This is a genomic window from Flagellimonas ochracea, assembly GCF_009903685.1.
Lineage (GTDB): Bacteria > Bacteroidota > Bacteroidia > Flavobacteriales > Flavobacteriaceae > Flagellimonas > Flagellimonas ochracea.
The window spans coordinates 38650-56046 of record NZ_JAAABI010000001.1; the positions used below are offsets into that span (position 1 = coordinate 38650).

General features: G+C 41.2%; 20 protein-coding genes. 14 read left to right on the forward strand and 6 right to left on the reverse strand.

Going from position 1 to position 17397, the window contains the following annotated elements; all coding sequences use genetic code 11:
* The first annotated feature begins 40 nt into the window (after nucleotides 1-40).
* The 10 genes from GTQ34_RS00195 to GTQ34_RS00240 all read left to right on the forward strand — a co-directional run bounded on the left by GTQ34_RS00195 (nucleotide 41) and on the right by GTQ34_RS00240 (nucleotide 9532).
* Nucleotides 41-517, forward strand: a complete 477-nt coding sequence (locus GTQ34_RS00195) for a DUF4920 domain-containing protein (RefSeq protein WP_166521746.1) — start codon at nucleotides 41-43, stop codon at nucleotides 515-517.
* Nucleotides 514-1176 (forward strand): tRNA (5-methylaminomethyl-2-thiouridine)(34)-methyltransferase MnmC2, encoded by a 663-nt coding sequence (mnmC2, locus tag GTQ34_RS00200; RefSeq protein ID WP_166521747.1) that lies wholly within the window; start codon nucleotides 514-516, stop codon nucleotides 1174-1176. Before GTQ34_RS00195 ends, mnmC2 begins: the two co-directional genes overlap by 4 nt.
* A 136-nt stretch (nucleotides 1177-1312) precedes the next feature.
* On the forward strand, nucleotides 1313-2272 hold the full coding sequence (locus GTQ34_RS00205; RefSeq protein WP_166521748.1) for a TIGR01777 family oxidoreductase: 960 nt from the start codon (nucleotides 1313-1315) through the stop codon (nucleotides 2270-2272).
* 134 nt (nucleotides 2273-2406) lie between these two features.
* The gene (locus GTQ34_RS00210) at nucleotides 2407-2982 is read left to right on the forward strand and encodes a nucleotide exchange factor GrpE (protein WP_166521749.1); all 576 of its coding nucleotides are present in this window, start codon (nucleotides 2407-2409) and stop codon (nucleotides 2980-2982) included.
* A gap of 6 nt (nucleotides 2983-2988) precedes the next feature.
* Nucleotides 2989-4104: a molecular chaperone DnaJ gene (gene dnaJ / locus GTQ34_RS00215; RefSeq protein WP_166521750.1), complete on the forward strand. Its 1116-nt coding sequence runs from the start codon at nucleotides 2989-2991 to the stop codon at nucleotides 4102-4104.
* Nucleotides 4105-4289: 185 nt separating this feature from the next.
* Nucleotides 4290-5228, forward strand: coding sequence for an ABC transporter ATP-binding protein (locus tag GTQ34_RS00220; protein ID WP_166521751.1), 939 nt, complete (start codon nucleotides 4290-4292; stop codon nucleotides 5226-5228).
* Nucleotides 5218-6561 (forward strand): ABC transporter permease, encoded by a 1344-nt coding sequence (locus GTQ34_RS00225; protein WP_166521752.1) that lies wholly within the window; start codon nucleotides 5218-5220, stop codon nucleotides 6559-6561. The genes GTQ34_RS00220 and GTQ34_RS00225 overlap by 11 nt, the downstream gene beginning before the upstream one ends.
* 7 nt (nucleotides 6562-6568) lie before the next feature.
* Nucleotides 6569-7468 (forward strand): mechanosensitive ion channel family protein, encoded by a 900-nt coding sequence (locus GTQ34_RS00230; protein ID WP_166521753.1) that lies wholly within the window; start codon nucleotides 6569-6571, stop codon nucleotides 7466-7468.
* Nucleotides 7469-7572: 104 nt separating this feature from the next.
* Nucleotides 7573-8358 (forward strand): DUF6268 family outer membrane beta-barrel protein, encoded by a 786-nt coding sequence (locus tag GTQ34_RS00235; RefSeq protein WP_235914935.1) that lies wholly within the window; start codon nucleotides 7573-7575, stop codon nucleotides 8356-8358.
* A gap of 10 nt (nucleotides 8359-8368) precedes the next feature.
* On the forward strand, nucleotides 8369-9532 hold the full coding sequence (locus GTQ34_RS00240; RefSeq protein ID WP_166521754.1) for a sigma-54-dependent transcriptional regulator: 1164 nt from the start codon (nucleotides 8369-8371) through the stop codon (nucleotides 9530-9532).
* Here the strand turns inward: GTQ34_RS00240 and GTQ34_RS00245 are convergent, their stop codons facing one another.
* Nucleotides 9533-10252: a hypothetical protein gene (locus tag GTQ34_RS00245; protein ID WP_166521755.1), complete on the reverse strand. Its 720-nt coding sequence runs from the start codon at nucleotides 10250-10252 to the stop codon at nucleotides 9533-9535.
* A gap of 177 nt (nucleotides 10253-10429) precedes the next feature.
* On the opposite strand from GTQ34_RS00245, the gene GTQ34_RS00250 reads away from it, so the two are divergent.
* Both GTQ34_RS00250 and GTQ34_RS00255 read left to right on the forward strand, forming a co-directional pair.
* Entirely contained in the window at nucleotides 10430-11314 is an 885-nt protein-coding gene (locus tag GTQ34_RS00250) for a PPK2 family polyphosphate kinase (protein ID WP_166521756.1), read from the forward strand.
* Nucleotides 11311-12711, forward strand: coding sequence for a M20/M25/M40 family metallo-hydrolase (locus tag GTQ34_RS00255; protein WP_166521757.1), 1401 nt, complete (start codon nucleotides 11311-11313; stop codon nucleotides 12709-12711). Before GTQ34_RS00250 ends, GTQ34_RS00255 begins: the two co-directional genes overlap by 4 nt.
* A 35-nt stretch (nucleotides 12712-12746) precedes the next feature.
* Here the strand turns inward: GTQ34_RS00255 and GTQ34_RS00260 are convergent, their stop codons facing one another.
* Both GTQ34_RS00260 and GTQ34_RS00265 read right to left on the reverse strand, forming a co-directional pair.
* On the reverse strand, nucleotides 12747-13121 hold the full coding sequence (locus GTQ34_RS00260) for a hypothetical protein (RefSeq protein ID WP_166521758.1): 375 nt from the start codon (nucleotides 13119-13121) through the stop codon (nucleotides 12747-12749).
* A gap of 27 nt (nucleotides 13122-13148) precedes the next feature.
* On the reverse strand, nucleotides 13149-13571 hold the full coding sequence (locus tag GTQ34_RS00265) for an SRPBCC family protein (protein WP_166521759.1): 423 nt from the start codon (nucleotides 13569-13571) through the stop codon (nucleotides 13149-13151).
* Nucleotides 13572-13774: 203 nt separating this feature from the next.
* Here GTQ34_RS00265 and GTQ34_RS00270 point away from each other — a divergent pair, with 203 nt between their 5' ends.
* Nucleotides 13775-14707 (forward strand): peptidylprolyl isomerase, encoded by a 933-nt coding sequence (locus tag GTQ34_RS00270; protein ID WP_166521760.1) that lies wholly within the window; start codon nucleotides 13775-13777, stop codon nucleotides 14705-14707.
* A 488-nt stretch (nucleotides 14708-15195) separates the two neighbouring features.
* On the opposite strand, the gene GTQ34_RS00275 is transcribed toward GTQ34_RS00270, so the two are convergent.
* Nucleotides 15196-15834 carry a peroxiredoxin gene (locus GTQ34_RS00275; protein WP_166521761.1) on the reverse strand — a complete coding sequence of 213 codons (639 nt, stop codon included), beginning with the start codon at nucleotides 15832-15834 and terminating at the stop codon, nucleotides 15196-15198.
* A gap of 160 nt (nucleotides 15835-15994) precedes the next feature.
* On the opposite strand from GTQ34_RS00275, the gene GTQ34_RS00280 reads away from it, so the two are divergent.
* Nucleotides 15995-16537 carry a YfiT family bacillithiol transferase gene (locus GTQ34_RS00280; protein WP_166521762.1) on the forward strand — a complete coding sequence of 181 codons (543 nt, stop codon included), beginning with the start codon at nucleotides 15995-15997 and terminating at the stop codon, nucleotides 16535-16537.
* A 1-nt stretch (nucleotide 16538) separates the two neighbouring features.
* Here the strand turns inward: GTQ34_RS00280 and GTQ34_RS00285 are convergent, their stop codons facing one another.
* Together GTQ34_RS00285 and GTQ34_RS00290 are read right to left on the reverse strand one after the other, a co-directional pair.
* Nucleotides 16539-17066, reverse strand: coding sequence for a GNAT family N-acetyltransferase (locus GTQ34_RS00285; protein WP_166521763.1), 528 nt, complete (start codon nucleotides 17064-17066; stop codon nucleotides 16539-16541).
* Entirely contained in the window at nucleotides 17056-17385 is a 330-nt protein-coding gene (locus GTQ34_RS00290) for a cupin domain-containing protein (protein WP_166521764.1), read from the reverse strand. Before GTQ34_RS00290 ends, GTQ34_RS00285 begins: the two co-directional genes overlap by 11 nt.
* Between the last annotated feature and the right edge of the window lie 12 nt (nucleotides 17386-17397).

The following is a 17397-nucleotide window of genomic DNA, read 5'->3' on the forward strand; positions in this document are numbered from 1 at the left end:
TTATTATTCTTTTTTAGAGAGAACACAAATCTTGTTGATTATGAGGTTTTTTAACATTTTCGCTACCGTTTTACCAATGTTTTTTATACAGTTTGCCGTAGCGCAGGACGAAGATTCAGATGTTTTTTATGGTGAGGTCTTCGAAGTGCAGCAAAATCAGTATGGTATCCAAAGTGTTTACCGGGAACTTCTTCCAAAAGACACGGTCCAAACCCAATTGGTGGGAAAAATTAAGGAAGTGTGCCAAGCAAAAGGATGTTGGATGAAAGTGACTATGGAAAACAGTGAAGAAGTTTTTGTGAGATTTAAGGACTATGGTTTTTTTGTGCCCAAAAATTCAGCCAGTAAAGATGTGGTTGTCAATGGTATGGCTTTTTTGGAAGAGATGTCGGTCGAAGATCAAAAACATTATGCACGAGATAGAGGAGCCTCGTCTGAAGAAATAGCTCAAATTAAGGCTCCCAAGAAAATATTGCGTTTAGAGGCCGATGGTGTGTTAATCCGCAACGAAAATTGAAGCGCAGGATAATTGAAACCGGAGATGGTTCCAAAACCATTCAAATAGAGGATTGGGGCGAACAATATCATTCCAAACATGGAGCGGTTCAGGAAGCATATCACGTTTTTATTGAACATGGATTGTGCTTGTTCCATAAAACCGAGGTCAACCTTTTGGAAATTGGCTTTGGAACAGGGTTAAACGCGTTGATTACACTTTTAGAATCTGAACAACTGGAGTTGACCATTAATTACAGGGGAGTGGAGGCGTTTCCCGTTTCTCAGGCAGAAGTTATCGCTCTAGACTACGGTAAACATTTCAGGGCCAAGGATTGCGAAACAGTGTTGAAAAAAATGCACGATGCCCCTTGGGAAGAATCCGTACAGTTAACCGACACATTTATTCTGCAAAAGCAAAAAAAAGATTTCAAGGATGTAACTGACAAAAACCTGTTTAACCTCATTTATTTTGATGCTTTTGGCCCTAGGGTGCAACCCGAATTATGGACCGAGGAAATCTTTATGAAAATGTATCGTTCGCTCCAAAAAAATGGAACTTTGATCACCTACTCGGCCAAGGGTAGTGTACGTAGGGCATTGCAAACTGTTGGTTTTTTAGTGGAACGATTGCCGGGTCCGCCTGGAAAAAGAGAAATGCTGCGCGCCACGAAAACCTAACGTTGTTTGAATGTTATGTTAACCCCTGAAAATTTGCTATCATAAATTGTCATAAAGTTTAAACATTTGTGTTAAACCTAAATTAATACCTGAAAAGCAGACATTTAAACTACTAACTTTGAAACAAAATGATTGTATGAAGGTGTTGATTACAGGAGCTACGGGATTGGTAGGTGAAGCTATTGTTAAAGTGCTGGACCAACGAAATATTTCGGTGAACTACCTTACCACCAGCAAAGAGAAAATTACAAACTCTCCCGATTTTCAAGGATTTTATTGGAACCCCAACAATGGTGAGATTGACATGGCCTGTCTGGAAGGAGTGGATGCTGTCATCAATTTAGCGGGAGCCAGTATTGCAAAGCGATGGACAAAGGAGCACAAACAAAAAATCTTGGAAAGCAGGACCAAAAGCTTGGACACCCTGCGAAACGCATTGGCCACAGACAAGTCGGCTAGAATAAAATCGTTTATAACCGCATCAGCGATTGGAATATATCCTGATTCTTTGACCCATTATTATGATGAAAAAGAAACAGCGGTGGATAATAGCTTTGTAGGAGATGTCGTAAAACAATGGGAAGCTTCCGCAGACCAATTTGAAGACCTTGGCCTTGATGTGGCCAAAATTCGGATAGGAATCGTACTCGCTACCGATGGAGGCGCACTGCCGCGAATGGCAGCACCCGTCAAAAATTTTGTCGGGGCCCCAGTGGGAAGCGGTGAGCAATGGCAATCTTGGGTTCATATTGATGATTTGGCTCAAATGTTCGTTTTTGTTTTGGAAAATAGGCTCCACGGGGTCTTCAATGGAGTTTCGCCCAATCCTGTGACCAATACTAAAATGACCAAAGAATTGGCACGGGTACTCAACCGCCCACTCTGGCTGCCAAATGTCCCAAAATTTGTGCTCAAGGCGGTGTTTGGAAAAATGTCCTATCTATTGTTTGCCAGTCAAAGGGTCAGTAGTAAAAAAATTGAAAAGCAAGGATTCATTTTTCTATATCCCAACCTAAGTTTGGCATTAGAGCATTTGTATGTTGAAAACAATAACAAAGAAACGTCGCCGACGACAATGAAGAACGAGCTGGTATAGAGCTCAAAACCCTTTAATAGAATGGATAAAATCCGCTACTGCGGATTTTTTTATGTTTTATAATGACATTTTGACATTTTTGGACAATTGGCAGTACTTTTGCCACTTCAGAAAGAGAAATAAAACAAACGTTTATGAGCAAAAAGAGTAAGGTTGAGGAAATGGAAGAGGAACTCAATGGGGTTCCCACGAACGAGAACCCTGAACTGAGCGAAAAAAACGAAAGTGCGGACCACGGAGTTGAAGAAGATGAAGAAGTTTCAATGGAAGACCGACTGCGTGAAGATTTGGCCAAGGAAAAAGATAAATTTCTAAGACTGTTTGCAGAATTTGAAAACTTTAAGAAAAGAACTTCCAAAGAACGGATGGAGCTTTTCAAAACTGCGGGTCAAGAGGTAATGGTTTCCCTATTGCCCATCATGGACGACTTTGATCGTGCCCTTAAAGAACTTTCCAAATCCGAGGACAAGGAAATGTTTAAAGGCGTAGAACTCATCAATATCAAATTTAGAGAGACACTCAAAAGTAAAGGCTTGGAACAAGTTGAAGTTAAAGAAGGTGATGTTTTTGATGCGGAAATACATGAGGCCATAACCCAAATACCTGCTCCCAATAAAAAGTTGAAAGGAAAAATCATTGATGTGGTTGAAAAAGGATTTAAACTGGGAGATCGCATCATACGACATCCAAAGGTGGTTGTTGGAAACTAAGAGTTTATGAAGGAAGACTATTACGAAATATTGGGTGTTTCCAAAGGGGCGTCGGCAGCCGATATTAAAAAAGCTTACCGAAAAAAGGCCATTGAATTTCATCCAGATAAAAATCCTGGTGATGCCAAGGCCGAAGAAATGTTCAAAAAGGCAGCCGAAGCCTATGAGGTGCTGAGTGACCCAAACAAGCGCGCCAAATATGACCAGTATGGCCATGCAGCCTTCGAAGGTGGTGGATTTGGCGGTGGTGGCATGAACATGGATGACATATTCAGTCAGTTTGGGGATATTTTTGGTAGCGCTTTCGGAGGTGGATTCAGCGGATTTGGTGGATTTGGTGGTGGAGGTCAGCGTCGGGTTAAGGGAAGCAACCTACGCATACGGGTTAGGTTGACCCTCGATGAAGTGGCCAATGGTGTTGAAAAGAAGGTGAAGGTGAGAAGAAAGGTACAGGCCGATGGAGTGACCTATAAAACCTGTTCCACTTGCAACGGAAGCGGACAAATGACCAAAATTACCAACACCATTCTGGGGCGTATGCAAACTTCCACGACCTGCAGCACATGTGGGGGAGCCGGACAAATCATTGATAATAGACCAGTTGGAGCAGATGCACAGGGCTTAACTGTTAAGGAAGAGACAGTTTCCATCAAAATTCCGCCCGGAGTGGAAGAAGGAATGCAGTTGAAAGTGTCCGGAAAAGGAAATGGGGCACCTGGCAATGGGGTTCCCGGTGACCTTTTGGTGGCCATTGAGACCGTTGAGCACGAAACCTTGAAAAGAGAAGGTGATAATTTGCATTATGATCTGTATATCAGCTTTTCAGAGGCAGTTTTAGGAAGTTCCAAAGAAATTGACGCAGTAGGGGGCAAAGTACGGATAAAGTTGGAACCTGGGATTCAATCAGGAAAGATATTGCGTTTACGTGGCAAGGGAATTGCAAGCATCAATGGATACGGAAGCGGTGATTTGCTGGTACATGTGAATGTGTGGACACCCAAGGAGTTGAACAAGGAGCAGCGCGATTTTTTTGAACGCATGGCCAATGATGAAAACTTTGTTCCAAAGCCTGAAAAATCGGAAAAATCCTTTTTCGAGAAGGTAAAAGATATGTTCTCTTGAAGCTAAAAAGTTTTCTGTTTAAATAAAAAACGTATATTTGAAATTGATGTTGGATATCCAATATCTAATTTTCTTTTTCATAGCAATTTTTTTCCCATCCTTGAATTTTTTTTGAGGGTGGGTTTTGTTTTTTAAAGTCAGAGGACTTTTTAGGGCAATTGCATATCTTTGAAAAAATAGTTTGAATGGACGACATCCTTGTTGCCGAGAACGTTTCCAAGACGTATGGGAACTATACTGCGCTAAGCAACATTTCACTAAAAATACCCAGAAATTGTATCTATGGGCTGTTAGGCCCCAACGGGGCCGGAAAGACCACGTTTATTCGCATCATCAATCAGATTACTTACCAAGATGAAGGAAGAATTTGGTTCAACGGCGAACCGTTGGCACCTAAGCATATTTCACTAATTGGATATTTGCCCGAGGAACGTGGTTTATATAAAAGTATGAAAGTGGGGGAGCAGGCACTTTACCTGGCCCAATTGAAGGGTCTTTCCAAACAGGAAGCAAAAAGAAGACTTAAATATTGGTTTGAACGCTTGGATATTGGGGACTGGTGGAACAAAAAAATCCAAGAACTCTCCAAGGGAATGGCCCAAAAGATACAATTCATCGTAACGATATTACATCAACCGAAACTGCTCATATTTGATGAACCCTTTAGCGGATTCGACCCCATCAATGCCAATATCATCAAAGATGAAATACTGCAACTGAAAGAGCAGGGCACGTCAATTATATTTTCCACACACCGAATGGAGTCCGTTGAAGAATTGTGCGAATACATTGCCTTAATCCATAAATCAGAAAAAATTTTGGATGGGAGGCTATCCGATATTAAGAAAGCCTACAAAAACAACATTTTCAATGTGGGATTGCAACTAAAAGAAGATGGTGATGCTCTATTGCATATGTTGAACGACAAATTCAGCATACTTTCATCCCATTACGATAAAACCGAAAAACAACTCGACTTCAGGGTACAGTTACCGTCCAGCCATACGGCGGAAGTGCTGGCAGAATTGTCCGATCACGCCAATATCAATCATTTTGAGGAAACTATTCCCTCGGCCAACGACATATTTATTCAAACGGTAAAAGACAAGGATCATGACGGGTAAGTTGGCGTTGATTATCAAACGTGAGTATTTGGCCAAGGTGCGCAACAGGTCTTTTATTGTAATGACCATTTTGAGTCCTTTATTGATTGTTGGGATGATTGTATTGATTGCCTATCTCACCAAAATAAATGACAATGAAGCAAGGGTGGTTTCGGTCTTGAACGAGAGTGGTTTTTTCCAAGAACAGTTCCGACCTTCCCAAGGATTGTCCTACGTACATTTTGATGGTATTTCATTGGAACAGGCCCAGGATTCCACCAATGCTCTGGAATACTATGGGTTGCTGTATCTCCCGAAGGGAGGGACTTTGGAAGAAGTTGCACAAGCCGCTTATTTGTACACCAAGGAAAATCCCAATACCAATGTCACCCAAACGTTGGAAGGGGTTTTTCAACAGCAGTTACGCCAAAACCGATTGGTACAGTTGGGTGTATCGCCCGAGCAGTTTTCGGAAGTTGAGAGACCTTTTGAAATCAATTTGGCCACATTCGATGGTGAAAAAAGTGTGAAGGGAATCAACGAAATCAAAGCGTTTATCGGAGGAGCTTTTGGCTATGCCATTATGATGTTTATCATTATCTATGGAGGATTTGTTATGCGAAGCGTCATCGAGGAAAAGACCAGCAGGATTATTGAGGTCATCATCTCGTCGGTAAAACCATTTCAACTGATGTTGGGCAAAATTATAGGCACCTCACTGGCAGGAATCACTCAATTTATCATATGGATTTTTTCAGCATCCATATTGTTGCTTTTAGTCCTGTTGTTTTTGGATATTGATTTGGGCGCAGTCGCGGCACAAACATCCATGGCACCGGGGATGGGAAGCAATGTCTCGCAATTTTCCGGAACCATGAGCAAGGAGATGATTTTGTATACCCGCGAAATCATCAATATACCTTGGATACTATTAATAGGTTCTTTCTTGATTTATTTCATTTTGGGGTATTTGATCTATAGCTCCATTTATGCAGCCATTGGGGCGGCCGTTGATAATGAAACCGACACCCAACAATTCATTTTTCCTATAATTTTACCGTTGATGTTGGCTATTTATGTAGGTTTCTTTTCAGTGTTTAATAACCCTCACGGACCTATAGCTGTCGGATTTTCTTTATTTCCGCTTACCTCTCCCATAGTTATGTTGATGCGTTTGCCGGGCGGCATTGGTGAAGGCGGCGTACCTTTGTGGCAACTGTTGTTGTCTATTGCACTATTAGTTGTAACTTTTTGGGGTATAGTTTCGTTGGCGGCCAAAATTTACAGAGTGGGCATTTTAATGTACGGCAAAAGACCAACCTATAAAGAACTCTTTAAATGGTTAAGATATTGATCTAGATATGCAAAAAGAGGGAGATGAAATAAAAGAAATCATTAAAGAAGACATCTGGGGTTCCATAATGGAATTCTTGAATACCGGGTTTCACATTGGAGAGGGTGAAAAATCCATTCATTTGACGATTGGTTTGTTGCTTTTGTTGATTGTTTCCATAGTGGTCACCAAGTTCTTGCTTCAATGGTTGAGGTACTTGTTTACCCGAAAAATGGAGCCTGAGGACAAACAAAAGTTCACCAGTGTCTTTAAGTTCATCAATTATATGATTTATTTGGTGGTTGTCTTAGTCTCCTTGAGTGCTGCTGGAATAGACATCACTTTAATAATAACAGCATCCGCAGCTTTGTTCGTGGGGTTGGGATTGGCCCTGCAAGAGTTTTTCAAGGATATTCTAGGAGGAATCTTCATTATATTGGACAAATCGCTGCAAGTAGGAGATGTCGTTGATGTGGATGGTAAAGTGGGCAAGGTTTTTCAGATAAAACTACGCACCACAAGGGCCATTACCAGGGATGACAAGATTATCATCATCCCCAACCACAAATTCATCAGCGACATTATGTACAACTATACCCAAAACCACAAGACCACTAGGGAAAAAGTGACCTTGGGGGTGGCCTATGGAAGTGATGTTGAGTTGGTGACACAGATACTGGAGCAAGTGGCCAAAGAGCAAAGGCAGGTATTAAAAACTCCAAAGCCCTTTGTGCTCTTTGACGATTTTGGTGACTCAGCTTTAGTTTTTTCGCTCAATTTTTATACCAACGACAGTTTTGGGGACCCCAAAATAAAAAGTGAATTGCGATATAAAATAAATTCCAAATTCAAGGAGAATAACATCAAAATCCCGTTCCCGCAACGCGATGTCCATCTTTTTCAGCATCAACAAATTCAAGAAAAATAAAAAAAGCAACATATCATAAATCTCTGGGCTGGCTTTTTGTCTTCCTGTTTCTGTACCATTTTACAACATTGGCTCAGAGCACCGATATTTTCAGATTTGAGTATTTGAACATTCCAGAAAACGATACAGGAATCAAAACCCAGCGCTACAAAATACTTTTCAATCTCCCTATAAGGTTGAACCAAAAAAAAGATTATCTCGTTGCTGGAATGGAATACAACCGCTTGGATATTGGATATTCCCGGGATTTTCAATTTGATAAAAGCGAGCTTATTCGGTTTCACGTGGCCGATTTAAATCTTGGTTTTATAACAAAATGGAACGAGAATTGGAATTTGGTCACAATTCTTACTCCGAGATTGGCTTCCAACTTTACAAGCGGCACATTGACCGATGATTTTTTTCTCAATGCCACTGCTTCATTCTGGAAGGAAAGCCCAAATGCCGAAAAACCGTTTCGAATAGTACTTGGATTGTCTTTTAACAGTACCACGGGACTCCCAATACCGTTGCCAATTGTAAGCTACTACAAGAGGTTCCATCCGAAATGGTCGTACACCTTGGGTATACCAAAGACCAACTTCAAATATCACATGGGTAAAAGGCATACATTAGAAATGGCATTATTCTTGGATGGATACTTTATAAATATCCAAGACAATATTAGTTTGCCCGATGGACAGTTGGCCTCGAAGATATCGCTTTCTGCCTTGCTGGCCACCGTAGGATATCAATATAACATATCTAAAAGAATGTCCTTTTTTGCCATGGCAGGACGCTCCATTGAGCAAAGAGGAATATTGCGGAACGATGACCGGGCCAATGTTTTTTTGTTGAATGATGAGGCAAATTTTTATATTAGAACCGGTTTCAAAATAGGAATATTTTAAATAGCACAGTATGTCTAAAATTTTGGTAATAGAGGATGAATCGGCCATCAGAAGGGTTTTGGTTAAGATTTTGACGGAAGAGAACGACAAGTACCAGGTTCATGAAGCCGAAGATGGTCTAAAGGGAATGGAAGCTCTAAAAAAAGAAGATTTTGATTTGGTGCTGTGCGATATTAAAATGCCCAAAATGGATGGGGTGGAAGTGTTGGAAGCGACAAAAAAAATAAAACCGGAGATTCCTTTCATTATGATTTCTGGTCATGGGGATTTGGACACTGCCGTAAATACCATGCGATTAGGCGCCTTTGATTACATTTCAAAACCACCAGATTTAAATCGATTATTGACCACGGTTCGCAATGCAGTTGACCGGAAAGAATTAGTAGTTGAGAATAAAATACTGAAGAAAAAAGTCTCCAAAAATTATGAGATGATTGGCGAAAGTGCTGAAATCGAAAACATAAAGGAGATAATAGAAAAAGTGGCGCCCACCGATGCCCGTGTGCTCATTACTGGACCCAATGGTACTGGAAAAGAACTGGTTGCCCACTGGTTGCATCAAAAAAGCCCACGCTCCTCTGCTCCATTTATCGAAGTCAACTGTGCCGCAATTCCTTCGGAATTGATAGAGAGTGAGCTCTTCGGGCATGTAAAAGGGGCATTTACCTCTGCTGTAAAAGACAGGGCGGGCAAGTTCGAAGCTGCGAACAAGGGTACTATTTTCTTAGATGAAGTAGGGGACATGAGTCTTTCGGCCCAGGCCAAAGTACTACGGGCGCTTCAGGAAAATAAAATTTCCCGTGTAGGAACGGATAAGGACATTAAAGTGGATGTTCGGGTATTGGCGGCGACAAACAAAAATCTCAAAAAAGAAATTGAAGAAGGTAATTTCAGGGAAGACCTTTACCACCGTTTGGCAGTTATTTTAATCCAGGTGCCCGCTTTAAACGATAGACGGGACGATATACCACTTCTCATTGATCATTTTGCCCAAAAAATAGCTTCAGAGCAAGGAAGTGCGCCTAAATCATTTTCAAAGAAAGCCCTTAAATTGTTACAGGGCTACGACTGGACCGGGAATGTACGGGAATTGCGCAACGTAGTGGAACGGCTTATCATTTTAGGTGGACAGGAAGTGTCGGAAGAGGATGTAAAGCTCTTTGCCAGCAAATAATTACTTCGATTCGCTGTTGCAATCGCCTAGGTCGGAAAGAGCATCTTTAGCAATTGTGCGAACCCTTTGATGGTATTGCTTCTTGGCTTCAGATAAGTTAGTATCTAAGAGAGTAACACTGGCTTCATCATGGATTTTGGTGATAAATTCAACCGCTTCGTTACATTCAACATCAGTTACAACCTTTTCCAGAGACGATTCAAATCCCAACAAGCAGTTGTGCACCTTTTTTCTTAAGTTACCTTGTTGGGGCAACGGAAGGTCATTTGTATGTTGTAGGGCTTCCTTGGTGTTCATTACCAATATGTCCGTACCATAGATGCTAGCATATTCTTGTTCAAAAACCTGAAGTATTTTCATGCCAATGAGTGTATTGTCCAAAGCGGCATGCAAGGATTTTTTTGAAATTTCAGCAGTAGGAGCCTTTGTGGCCAATTTCAGGTCAGATGCTGTTTTTTCCAAACTTACAATGGTTCCATCGCACCCACATTCCATAAAATTGGACCGTGTTTTCTCAATACTGCTCAAAGCCTTGTAAACAAAGTATTTTGACTTATCAAAACTATTGGCCAAAATTGCGGCTTCTATTTGTTCCTTAATATATTCTATGTTGGAAGTGGCATATTCACAGGCGTTCTTGTTGGTAAAGGAAGACATCAACCACAGGCTGATAACACCAATGATGAAAATGATAAGTAGGACAATTTTTCTAGTTTTCATTACGCTCGATTTGGGACTTCGCGTCTATGATGGGCCTAAATTAGGTTAAGAATCATCTTACAAAATAAAAAAATCGATAAAAGTGCCATCTATCACTTTCAATGGCACATAGTGTCGACAAAATGCATTTTTTTTGGATGATTGAAGGAATGGTCAAAAAAAGCTATCTTCAATCCTATGGAAAAAATAGAAATTGATGCCTACAGGGCCCAAAACGGGGTAAAACTTTCAGAAAAAAGCACTTTTGAGGATTTTGGAAAATCGGACGGTGAACTTAGAAAGGATCTAAGAAAAATAAGAAAGGAACTGGGTGATTTTCAAGACACCTTGTATGCCCATGGCAAATACGGTGTCTTGGTCTGCTTGCAAGGTATGGACACCTCTGGCAAGGATAGCTTGATTAGGGAAGTCTTTAAAGATTTCAATGCGAGGGGTGTAGTGGTTCACAGTTTCAAGGTGCCAACCCCTAGGGAGTTGAAGCATGATTATTTATGGCGACATTACGTTGTATTGCCAGAGCGGGGCAAATTCTCCGTTTTCAATAGAACGCATTACGAAAATGTACTGGTGACCCGTGTGCATCCTGAGTATATTTTGGGTGAAAACATTCCGGGCATCGAATCAGTTTCTGATATTGATGACAATTTTTGGGAAAAACGGTATGAACAAATCAACAATTTTGAAAAACACATTGCCGAGAACGGCACTCTTATTTTTAAGTTTTACCTGCATTTGTCGAAAGAAGAGCAACGGCAGCGATTACTCCGAAGAATTAGATTGAAGCGAAAAAATTGGAAGTTTTCACCAGACGACCTTAAAGAACGGCAATTGTGGGACAAATATCAGACCTACTATGAAGAAACGCTCAGTAAAACTTCCAAGGATCATGCACCTTGGTATGTGATACCTGCGGATAACAAAAAGGCGGCAAGGGTACTAGTGGCGTCCATATTGTTGGAATCGTTAAAAATGTATAAAGATGTTGAGGAACCCGAGTTGGATGATGAAATAAAAGCTAACTTGGAAAAGTTTAAAAAGCAATTGGAAAAATCGGCAGAATGAGATTACCCCTACTCCTAGTCGCATTGATTTTGTGTGGCACCATTTTTTATGCCCAGTCTGAAGATGAAAAACAGATTAAGGCACTCTACGACGCAGCATTGACAAACGGCAAGGCCTATGATTGGCTCAATCACCTCTCCAATCAAATTGGGGGTCGGCTATCGGGTTCCGTACAAGCACAACAGGCTGTTGACTATACAAAAGGGCAATTGGATTCGTTGGGACTGGACCGGGTTTGGTTGCAGCCCGTCATGGTTCCCAAATGGGTAAGGGGAACCCCTGAATTTGCTTATATAGAGACCAAGCCGGGACTTACCACCAATGTGCCCATCTGTGCCTTGGGAGGCTCCGTGGCCACACCGGATGGAGGCTTAAAGGCCAATATTATTGAAGTTCAAGGAATAGAGGAACTGGAAAAATTGGGTACTGAAAACATAGAAGGCAAAATTGTATTTTACAACCGTCCGATGGACCCTACTAAAATTAGCACTTTTGCAGCCTATTCTGGTTGTGTGGACCAGCGGTATTCTGGTGCTGCGGAGGCAGCAAAGTTTGGTGCATCGGGAGTTATAGTACGTTCCATGAACCTACGCTTGGACGATTATCCCCATACCGGCTCCATGGGTTATGGTGATACGCCCGTTGAAAATCGCATTCCTGCTGCTGCAATCAGTACCGAAGGGGCCGAACTCTTAAGCACTACCTTAAAATTAAATCCCAACATAAAGTTTTATTTCAAGCAGAATTGCAAACAGTTTCCCGATGTGGAGTCTTACAATGTAATTGGTGAAATAAAGGGCTCCACCCACCCGGAAGAGATTATGGTTGTAGGAGGACATTTGGATTCTTGGGACCTTGGTGACGGCTCGCACGATGATGGGGCAGGATGTGTGCAGAGTATGGAAGTGCTTCGTTTGTTCAAAAAAACCGGATATAGACCCAAGCGTACACTACGCGTTGTATTATTCATGAATGAAGAAAACGGGCTTAGGGGAGGAAATAAATATGCAGAAGTCGCCCAAAATAAAAATGAACAACATGTTTTTGCGCTTGAAAGTGATTCAGGTGGATTCACTCCTAGAGGATTTTCGTTTGATTGTTCCGAGGAGAATCTTAAGCAGATACAAAGTTGGAAACCCCTTTTTGAACCCTATTTGATCCACATGTTTGTGGAAGGATACAGTGGTGCGGATATTGGACCGTTAAAAGGTCAAGGACTTGTACTCGCCGGATTACGGCCCGATTCTCAACGCTATTTTGATCATCACCATGCAGAGAACGATACTTTTGAGCATGTGAACAAAAGGGAGTTGGAGCTCGGTGCAGCTACCATGGCCAGTTTGGTCTATTTGATTGATAAGTACGGGACTATTCCGCAAAAACAAATAAAGGGATAATGACTCTTAGCCAGCCCACACTCTTTTTAAAAGTCCTAATAAGGTGCATTTTCTCGAACCTTGCCCAATAACCAAGTAATATCTTCGGTAGATATTTGGGAGATATCGGTAAACTTGATTCGTTTGGCATGCTTGCCTTTACCACTAAATTTAAGTCTATCATGCTCCAATTCAGGAATATGATGCACATACAACATGCACGAATCATTACTGCCCTGTTGTATGCCACAAAGCACATTGTTTGTTCCATTTCTACTGTACAGTGCAAGCTTCACCTTAGCACCGCCACTTATGGTCTCGTCAATATTTTCAAAGTTTGATGCAACCAAACCACGAAGTTTTAATCCCATTTTATGAGCGTTGGAACCTGCTGTAAAAATTTTGTTGAATTCATCCAGACTTTGCATCATAGGTATTGCTATTGTTGATCTTTGGATTCAATTGTTCACATACTTTTGGTCCCAGGTTCTTGTTTTGTCATGATTTCTTAAATCACAATTATGATCTACTGCTGCTTTTAAAGTCAGTAGTACAGAAACCCATCCGGCATGCACTTCCAAGTATTCATCCTCGGCCACACCCTCATTGATTAAGATTAAGTCGGTACCCTGAGGTTGGGATGGTTCCAAAACAAATTTTACCAAGGAGTCAAAATAATCAATGTGAAATTCTTTGTTTTGCTCTATATGAAGAGTTTTGCTACGGTATTCCTGTCCATTCGGAAAATGAAAATGTATCATACCGTCTTTTTCCAGTGCTTTTTCCGCCCAGAACTGTTCAAGTCCCTCTTGGGTTGTCAAGTATTGGAAAACCAAATCAGGGCTGGCGTTCAAATGTATTTTCCAGACTACAGCACCCATTTTTTTAAGTAATTATGCTTTAGAAATTCAACCAGAAATTAAGGAAAATCGTTGAGATTTCCATAAGGATAAAAGAGATTCGCATTGGCAACCCTAGAAACCGACATAACCGAAATTGCCCAAGCCACTCGGTATTGCCCTATAAAACCTTTACATTTGCACACTTTTAAAAGAAAGAGCATTTTAAACATTAAAATTAGAATATGCAAGACGGAATCTACGCTAAATTCAATACAACAAAGGGAGAAATATTGGTAAAGCTCACCTATGATAAAACTCCGGGAACTGTGGGCAATTTTGTGGCCCTTGCCGAGGGCAATATGGAGAATTCGTTGAAGCCACAGGGAACCCCTTATTACGACGGCTTGAAGTTTCACCGAGTAATAGCAGATTTCATGATCCAGGGAGGATGTCCATCAGGCACTGGAACGGGAGATCCGGGCTATAAATTTGATGATGAGTTTCACCCTGACTTGGTTCATGATGCCCCTGGAATTTTGTCCATGGCCAATGCTGGACCCGGAACCAATGGAAGCCAATTTTTCATAACCCATGTGCCCACTCCATGGTTGGATAACAAGCATACCGTTTTCGGACAGGTGGAACATGGACAGGAAGTTGTGGATGTCATTGCGCAGGGCGATTCCATAGAAAGCCTTGAAATTGTGAGAGTAGGGGGAGAAGCTGAAAAATGGAACGCCATTGAAGCCTTCCGGACCTTTGAGGGGGCCAGAGAAAAAAGGATTGAGGAAGCTAAAGCGCGAGCGGAGGCTGAAATGGAGGAATTGGCTACTGGTTTTGATAAAACCGAAAGCGGACTGCGTTATCAAATAATACAAAAAGGAAATGGTGCAAAAGCTGAAAAGGGAAAAACTGTTTCAGTACATTATGAGGGTTGTTTGTCAAATGGACAGGTTTTCGACTCTTCCTATAAAAGAAACCAGCCTATAGACTTTACCCTGGGTATTGGTCAGGTAATTCCTGGTTGGGATGAAGGCATTGGACTGCTCAAAGTGGGTGATAAGGCACGCTTTGTAATCCCATCAGATTTGGCATATGGCAGTGCTGGCGCTGGCGGTGTAATACCACCGGACGCAACCTTGATTTTTGATGTCGAATTGATGAAAGTGGGGTAAGTTCTCATTCCATTCCCATAAAAAAGCTTCCAAATTTCTTTTGGGAGCTTTTTATTTTGACCTGTTCACACTCACTAAAAGTAAACACAGGTTTAAAGCAAGCAATAAAGACAAAATTGTGAAAAAGGTATTCATTGGTTGTCGAATTTAGCTATCTGGCGTCTTTACAATTCAATAACAATCCAACGCAAAAATACCCTACCATATTGTGCAAAATTCCATTAGCAATAGAAAAGCGGCTGGTACATGTATCCCAAATACAACTATTTTTTGGACCCGTTAACGCTTAAAATAAGCAGTAGTAGATTAACGAGCAGTAACAACAGGAGTACTCCAAAGAAAGTGTTCATGCTTTGTTTATTTAATGGTTATGGGGAACGGTGTTTACAACAATAGATTAAAAATAATGTAAGGGTTGCGTTCAGCTGGAGAAAACAAAAAGACCCAAACTTAAGTTCGGGTCAATGGTTTTATGGGCGCCTTTTTATTTAGGTGCTAGGGTCTGGTGTCATACGCAAATAAGGCTTGATTTCTTCCACGCCCTTCGTGAAAATTTTTTTGGCTTCATTCGTAGGAATTGACGGGCTCACTACCACTTTTTCTCCATTCTTCCAATTTGCAGGTGTTGCCACTTTGTGGTGCGCTGTAAGTTGAAGCGAATCGATGACACGCAATAGTTCATAGAAATTTCGTCCCGTTGAGGCGGGATAGGTCAAAATCAACTTTACCTTTTTGTCAGGCCCAATAATAAAAACCGACCTTACCGTAAGTGTATCGTCGGCATTGGGGTGAATCATATCATAAAGGTCGGACACTTTTCGGTCTTCATCGGCAATTATGGGAAAGTTAACGACAGTGTTTTGCGTTTCGTTGATATCCTTGATCCATTCATTGTGCGATGCTGCGCCATCTACACTCAAAGCCATCATTTTTACGTTTCTTTTATCAAATTCATCCTTAAACTTGGCGGCTGTGCCAAGCTCCGTGGTACAAACAGGAGTAAAATCTGCAGGGTGCGAAAACAAAATTCCCCATCCATCGCCAATATAATCGTAAAAATTCAAGGTTCCTTGGGAGGTTTCTGCGGTAAAATCTGGGGCAGTATCGCCTAATCTGATAGTGGCCATAGGTGTTATTTTATTAAGTTAATACTAGTAGTCTACAAAATTAGTAGATGTTCAACAGTTATAAATATGAAAGCGTTAAATGTCTATTAAAGTTTTGAAATCCAAAATGATTTTGATCATTTCACCTCCCTTAACAACCTGAAGTTTGTTATTTTTAGCTATGGAAAAAGAAACACTGGAACAACTTCGCTATCCTGTTGGGCATTACCAAATCCCAAGAAAGATTACCGAAGACCATCTGAAGGAATGGATATCGGTTTTGGAACACCTACCGGCCAAGTTGGAAATGTTGGTATCCCCACTTTCTGCGAGCCAACTGGAAACACCCTATAGACCGGGAGGGTGGACGGTGAGACAATTGGTCCATCATATTGCTGACAGTCATCATCACAGTTATATTCGTTTTAAATGGGCCTTAACGGAGGATAATCCCATTATAAAACCGTATCGGGAAAAAGAGTGGTCCAACTTGTTCGATGCAAAATCGGCACCCATTCAACTTTCACTGGACCACCTCAAGGCCGTCCATGCCAAATTGGTCTTCTTGCTAAAAGGACTTTCCAAAGAGGATTTGAAGCGTGTGTTCACCCATCCGGAGGGAAACACTGAAACCACTCTTGCTGAAAATGTAGGACGCTATGCATGGCACGGCTCCCATCATTTTTCGCATATAGAGGGCCTGATTAAACGAGAGGGTTGGTAAATCAGAGTTGTTTTGTAAGAATCCACATGGGTTTTTCAGAAGGTATGGCACCTGGCAGCGTTAAAGCACTTTCCTTATTAATTTTGAACCCATTTTTAAGATAAAAGTTTAGGGGTTTTCCTTTTTGCATGGTATCCAGCCACACCAATTTCTTGTTAAGGTCGATAGCATAATTTTCTATAAGGCGAAGCACTTTTTGTCCTATGCCCATTCCCGAAAAGGATTTGAGTAAATATATTTTTTGGGCCAACAGGGAATCTTTGGCGGAATGTTCATCCAAGGGTTGATCAATGATCAGTTTCACAATTCCAGTGGGCACATCGTTGGCCTTCACCAAAAAATTGATAACATTGGGATTTTCCAATTCAGAACTGACCACCTCGTGGGTAAAACTGCTATTTAAGTAGGGACTGGGGTCTTCGTTTTCCCATAAATGCAGATAATGTTCACAATAGGATTTCTTGCCAACACGTATGTAGGTATCAACCGTATCCGCTCTAACTATTTCTAAAACAACATTATTTTCCATGAGCACTTTCACCTCCTTCCGGACCGTAAAACAACACCCAAGTGGCAAAGTCGTCTGTGAAGTTTTCAAACCGATGCTCTACTCCAGCAGGAACGAACAAAAAATCTCCAGGACCAAAATCAGTATGTTTGCCATCCATCATAAATGTACCACTTCCAGCTACCACAACATAAACTTCATCCCTGGAATGGGGTTTTTGTAAATCTACTTTTTCTGGCTTGTATATCTCCAAGGATAGTGTTCCGTGTTCAAACAAGGTCAAAAAGGGAGAATCTATTTCGGTCAATTTTTTTAGGGCTTCCTTAGGAGTTATCTTCATTGTATGATTAAA

Excerpts from the sequence above, each read along its gene's own strand:
- GTQ34_RS00275 (WP_166521761.1), bottom strand. The coding sequence starts at position 15,834 with ATGGCCACTATCAGATTAGGCGATACTGCCCCAGATTTTACCGCAGAA.
- GTQ34_RS00265 (WP_166521759.1), bottom strand. The coding sequence starts at position 13,571 with ATGGGTGCTGTAGTCTGGAAAATACATTTGAACGCCAGCCCTGATTTG.
- GTQ34_RS00240 (WP_166521754.1), top strand. The coding sequence starts at position 8,369 with ATGTCTAAAATTTTGGTAATAGAGGATGAATCGGCCATCAGAAGGGTT.
- GTQ34_RS00245 (WP_166521755.1), bottom strand. The coding sequence starts at position 10,252 with ATGAAAACTAGAAAAATTGTCCTACTTATCATTTTCATCATTGGTGTT.
- GTQ34_RS00220 (WP_166521751.1), top strand. The coding sequence starts at position 4,290 with ATGGACGACATCCTTGTTGCCGAGAACGTTTCCAAGACGTATGGGAAC.
- GTQ34_RS00285 (WP_166521763.1), bottom strand. The coding sequence starts at position 17,066 with ATGGAAAATAATGTTGTTTTAGAAATAGTTAGAGCGGATACGGTTGAT.
- GTQ34_RS00195 (WP_166521746.1), top strand. The coding sequence starts at position 41 with ATGAGGTTTTTTAACATTTTCGCTACCGTTTTACCAATGTTTTTTATA.
- GTQ34_RS00210 (WP_166521749.1), top strand. The coding sequence starts at position 2,407 with ATGAGCAAAAAGAGTAAGGTTGAGGAAATGGAAGAGGAACTCAATGGG.
- GTQ34_RS00255 (WP_166521757.1), top strand. The coding sequence starts at position 11,311 with ATGAGATTACCCCTACTCCTAGTCGCATTGATTTTGTGTGGCACCATT.
- GTQ34_RS00260 (WP_166521758.1), bottom strand. The coding sequence starts at position 13,121 with ATGATGCAAAGTCTGGATGAATTCAACAAAATTTTTACAGCAGGTTCC.
- dnaJ (WP_166521750.1), top strand. The coding sequence starts at position 2,989 with ATGAAGGAAGACTATTACGAAATATTGGGTGTTTCCAAAGGGGCGTCG.
- GTQ34_RS00225 (WP_166521752.1), top strand. The coding sequence starts at position 5,218 with ATGACGGGTAAGTTGGCGTTGATTATCAAACGTGAGTATTTGGCCAAG.
- GTQ34_RS00270 (WP_166521760.1), top strand. The coding sequence starts at position 13,775 with ATGCAAGACGGAATCTACGCTAAATTCAATACAACAAAGGGAGAAATA.
- GTQ34_RS00290 (WP_166521764.1), bottom strand. The coding sequence starts at position 17,385 with ATGAAGATAACTCCTAAGGAAGCCCTAAAAAAATTGACCGAAATAGAT.
- GTQ34_RS00230 (WP_166521753.1), top strand. The coding sequence starts at position 6,569 with ATGCAAAAAGAGGGAGATGAAATAAAAGAAATCATTAAAGAAGACATC.
- GTQ34_RS00250 (WP_166521756.1), top strand. The coding sequence starts at position 10,430 with ATGGAAAAAATAGAAATTGATGCCTACAGGGCCCAAAACGGGGTAAAA.
- GTQ34_RS00205 (WP_166521748.1), top strand. The coding sequence starts at position 1,313 with ATGAAGGTGTTGATTACAGGAGCTACGGGATTGGTAGGTGAAGCTATT.
- GTQ34_RS00280 (WP_166521762.1), top strand. The coding sequence starts at position 15,995 with ATGGAAAAAGAAACACTGGAACAACTTCGCTATCCTGTTGGGCATTAC.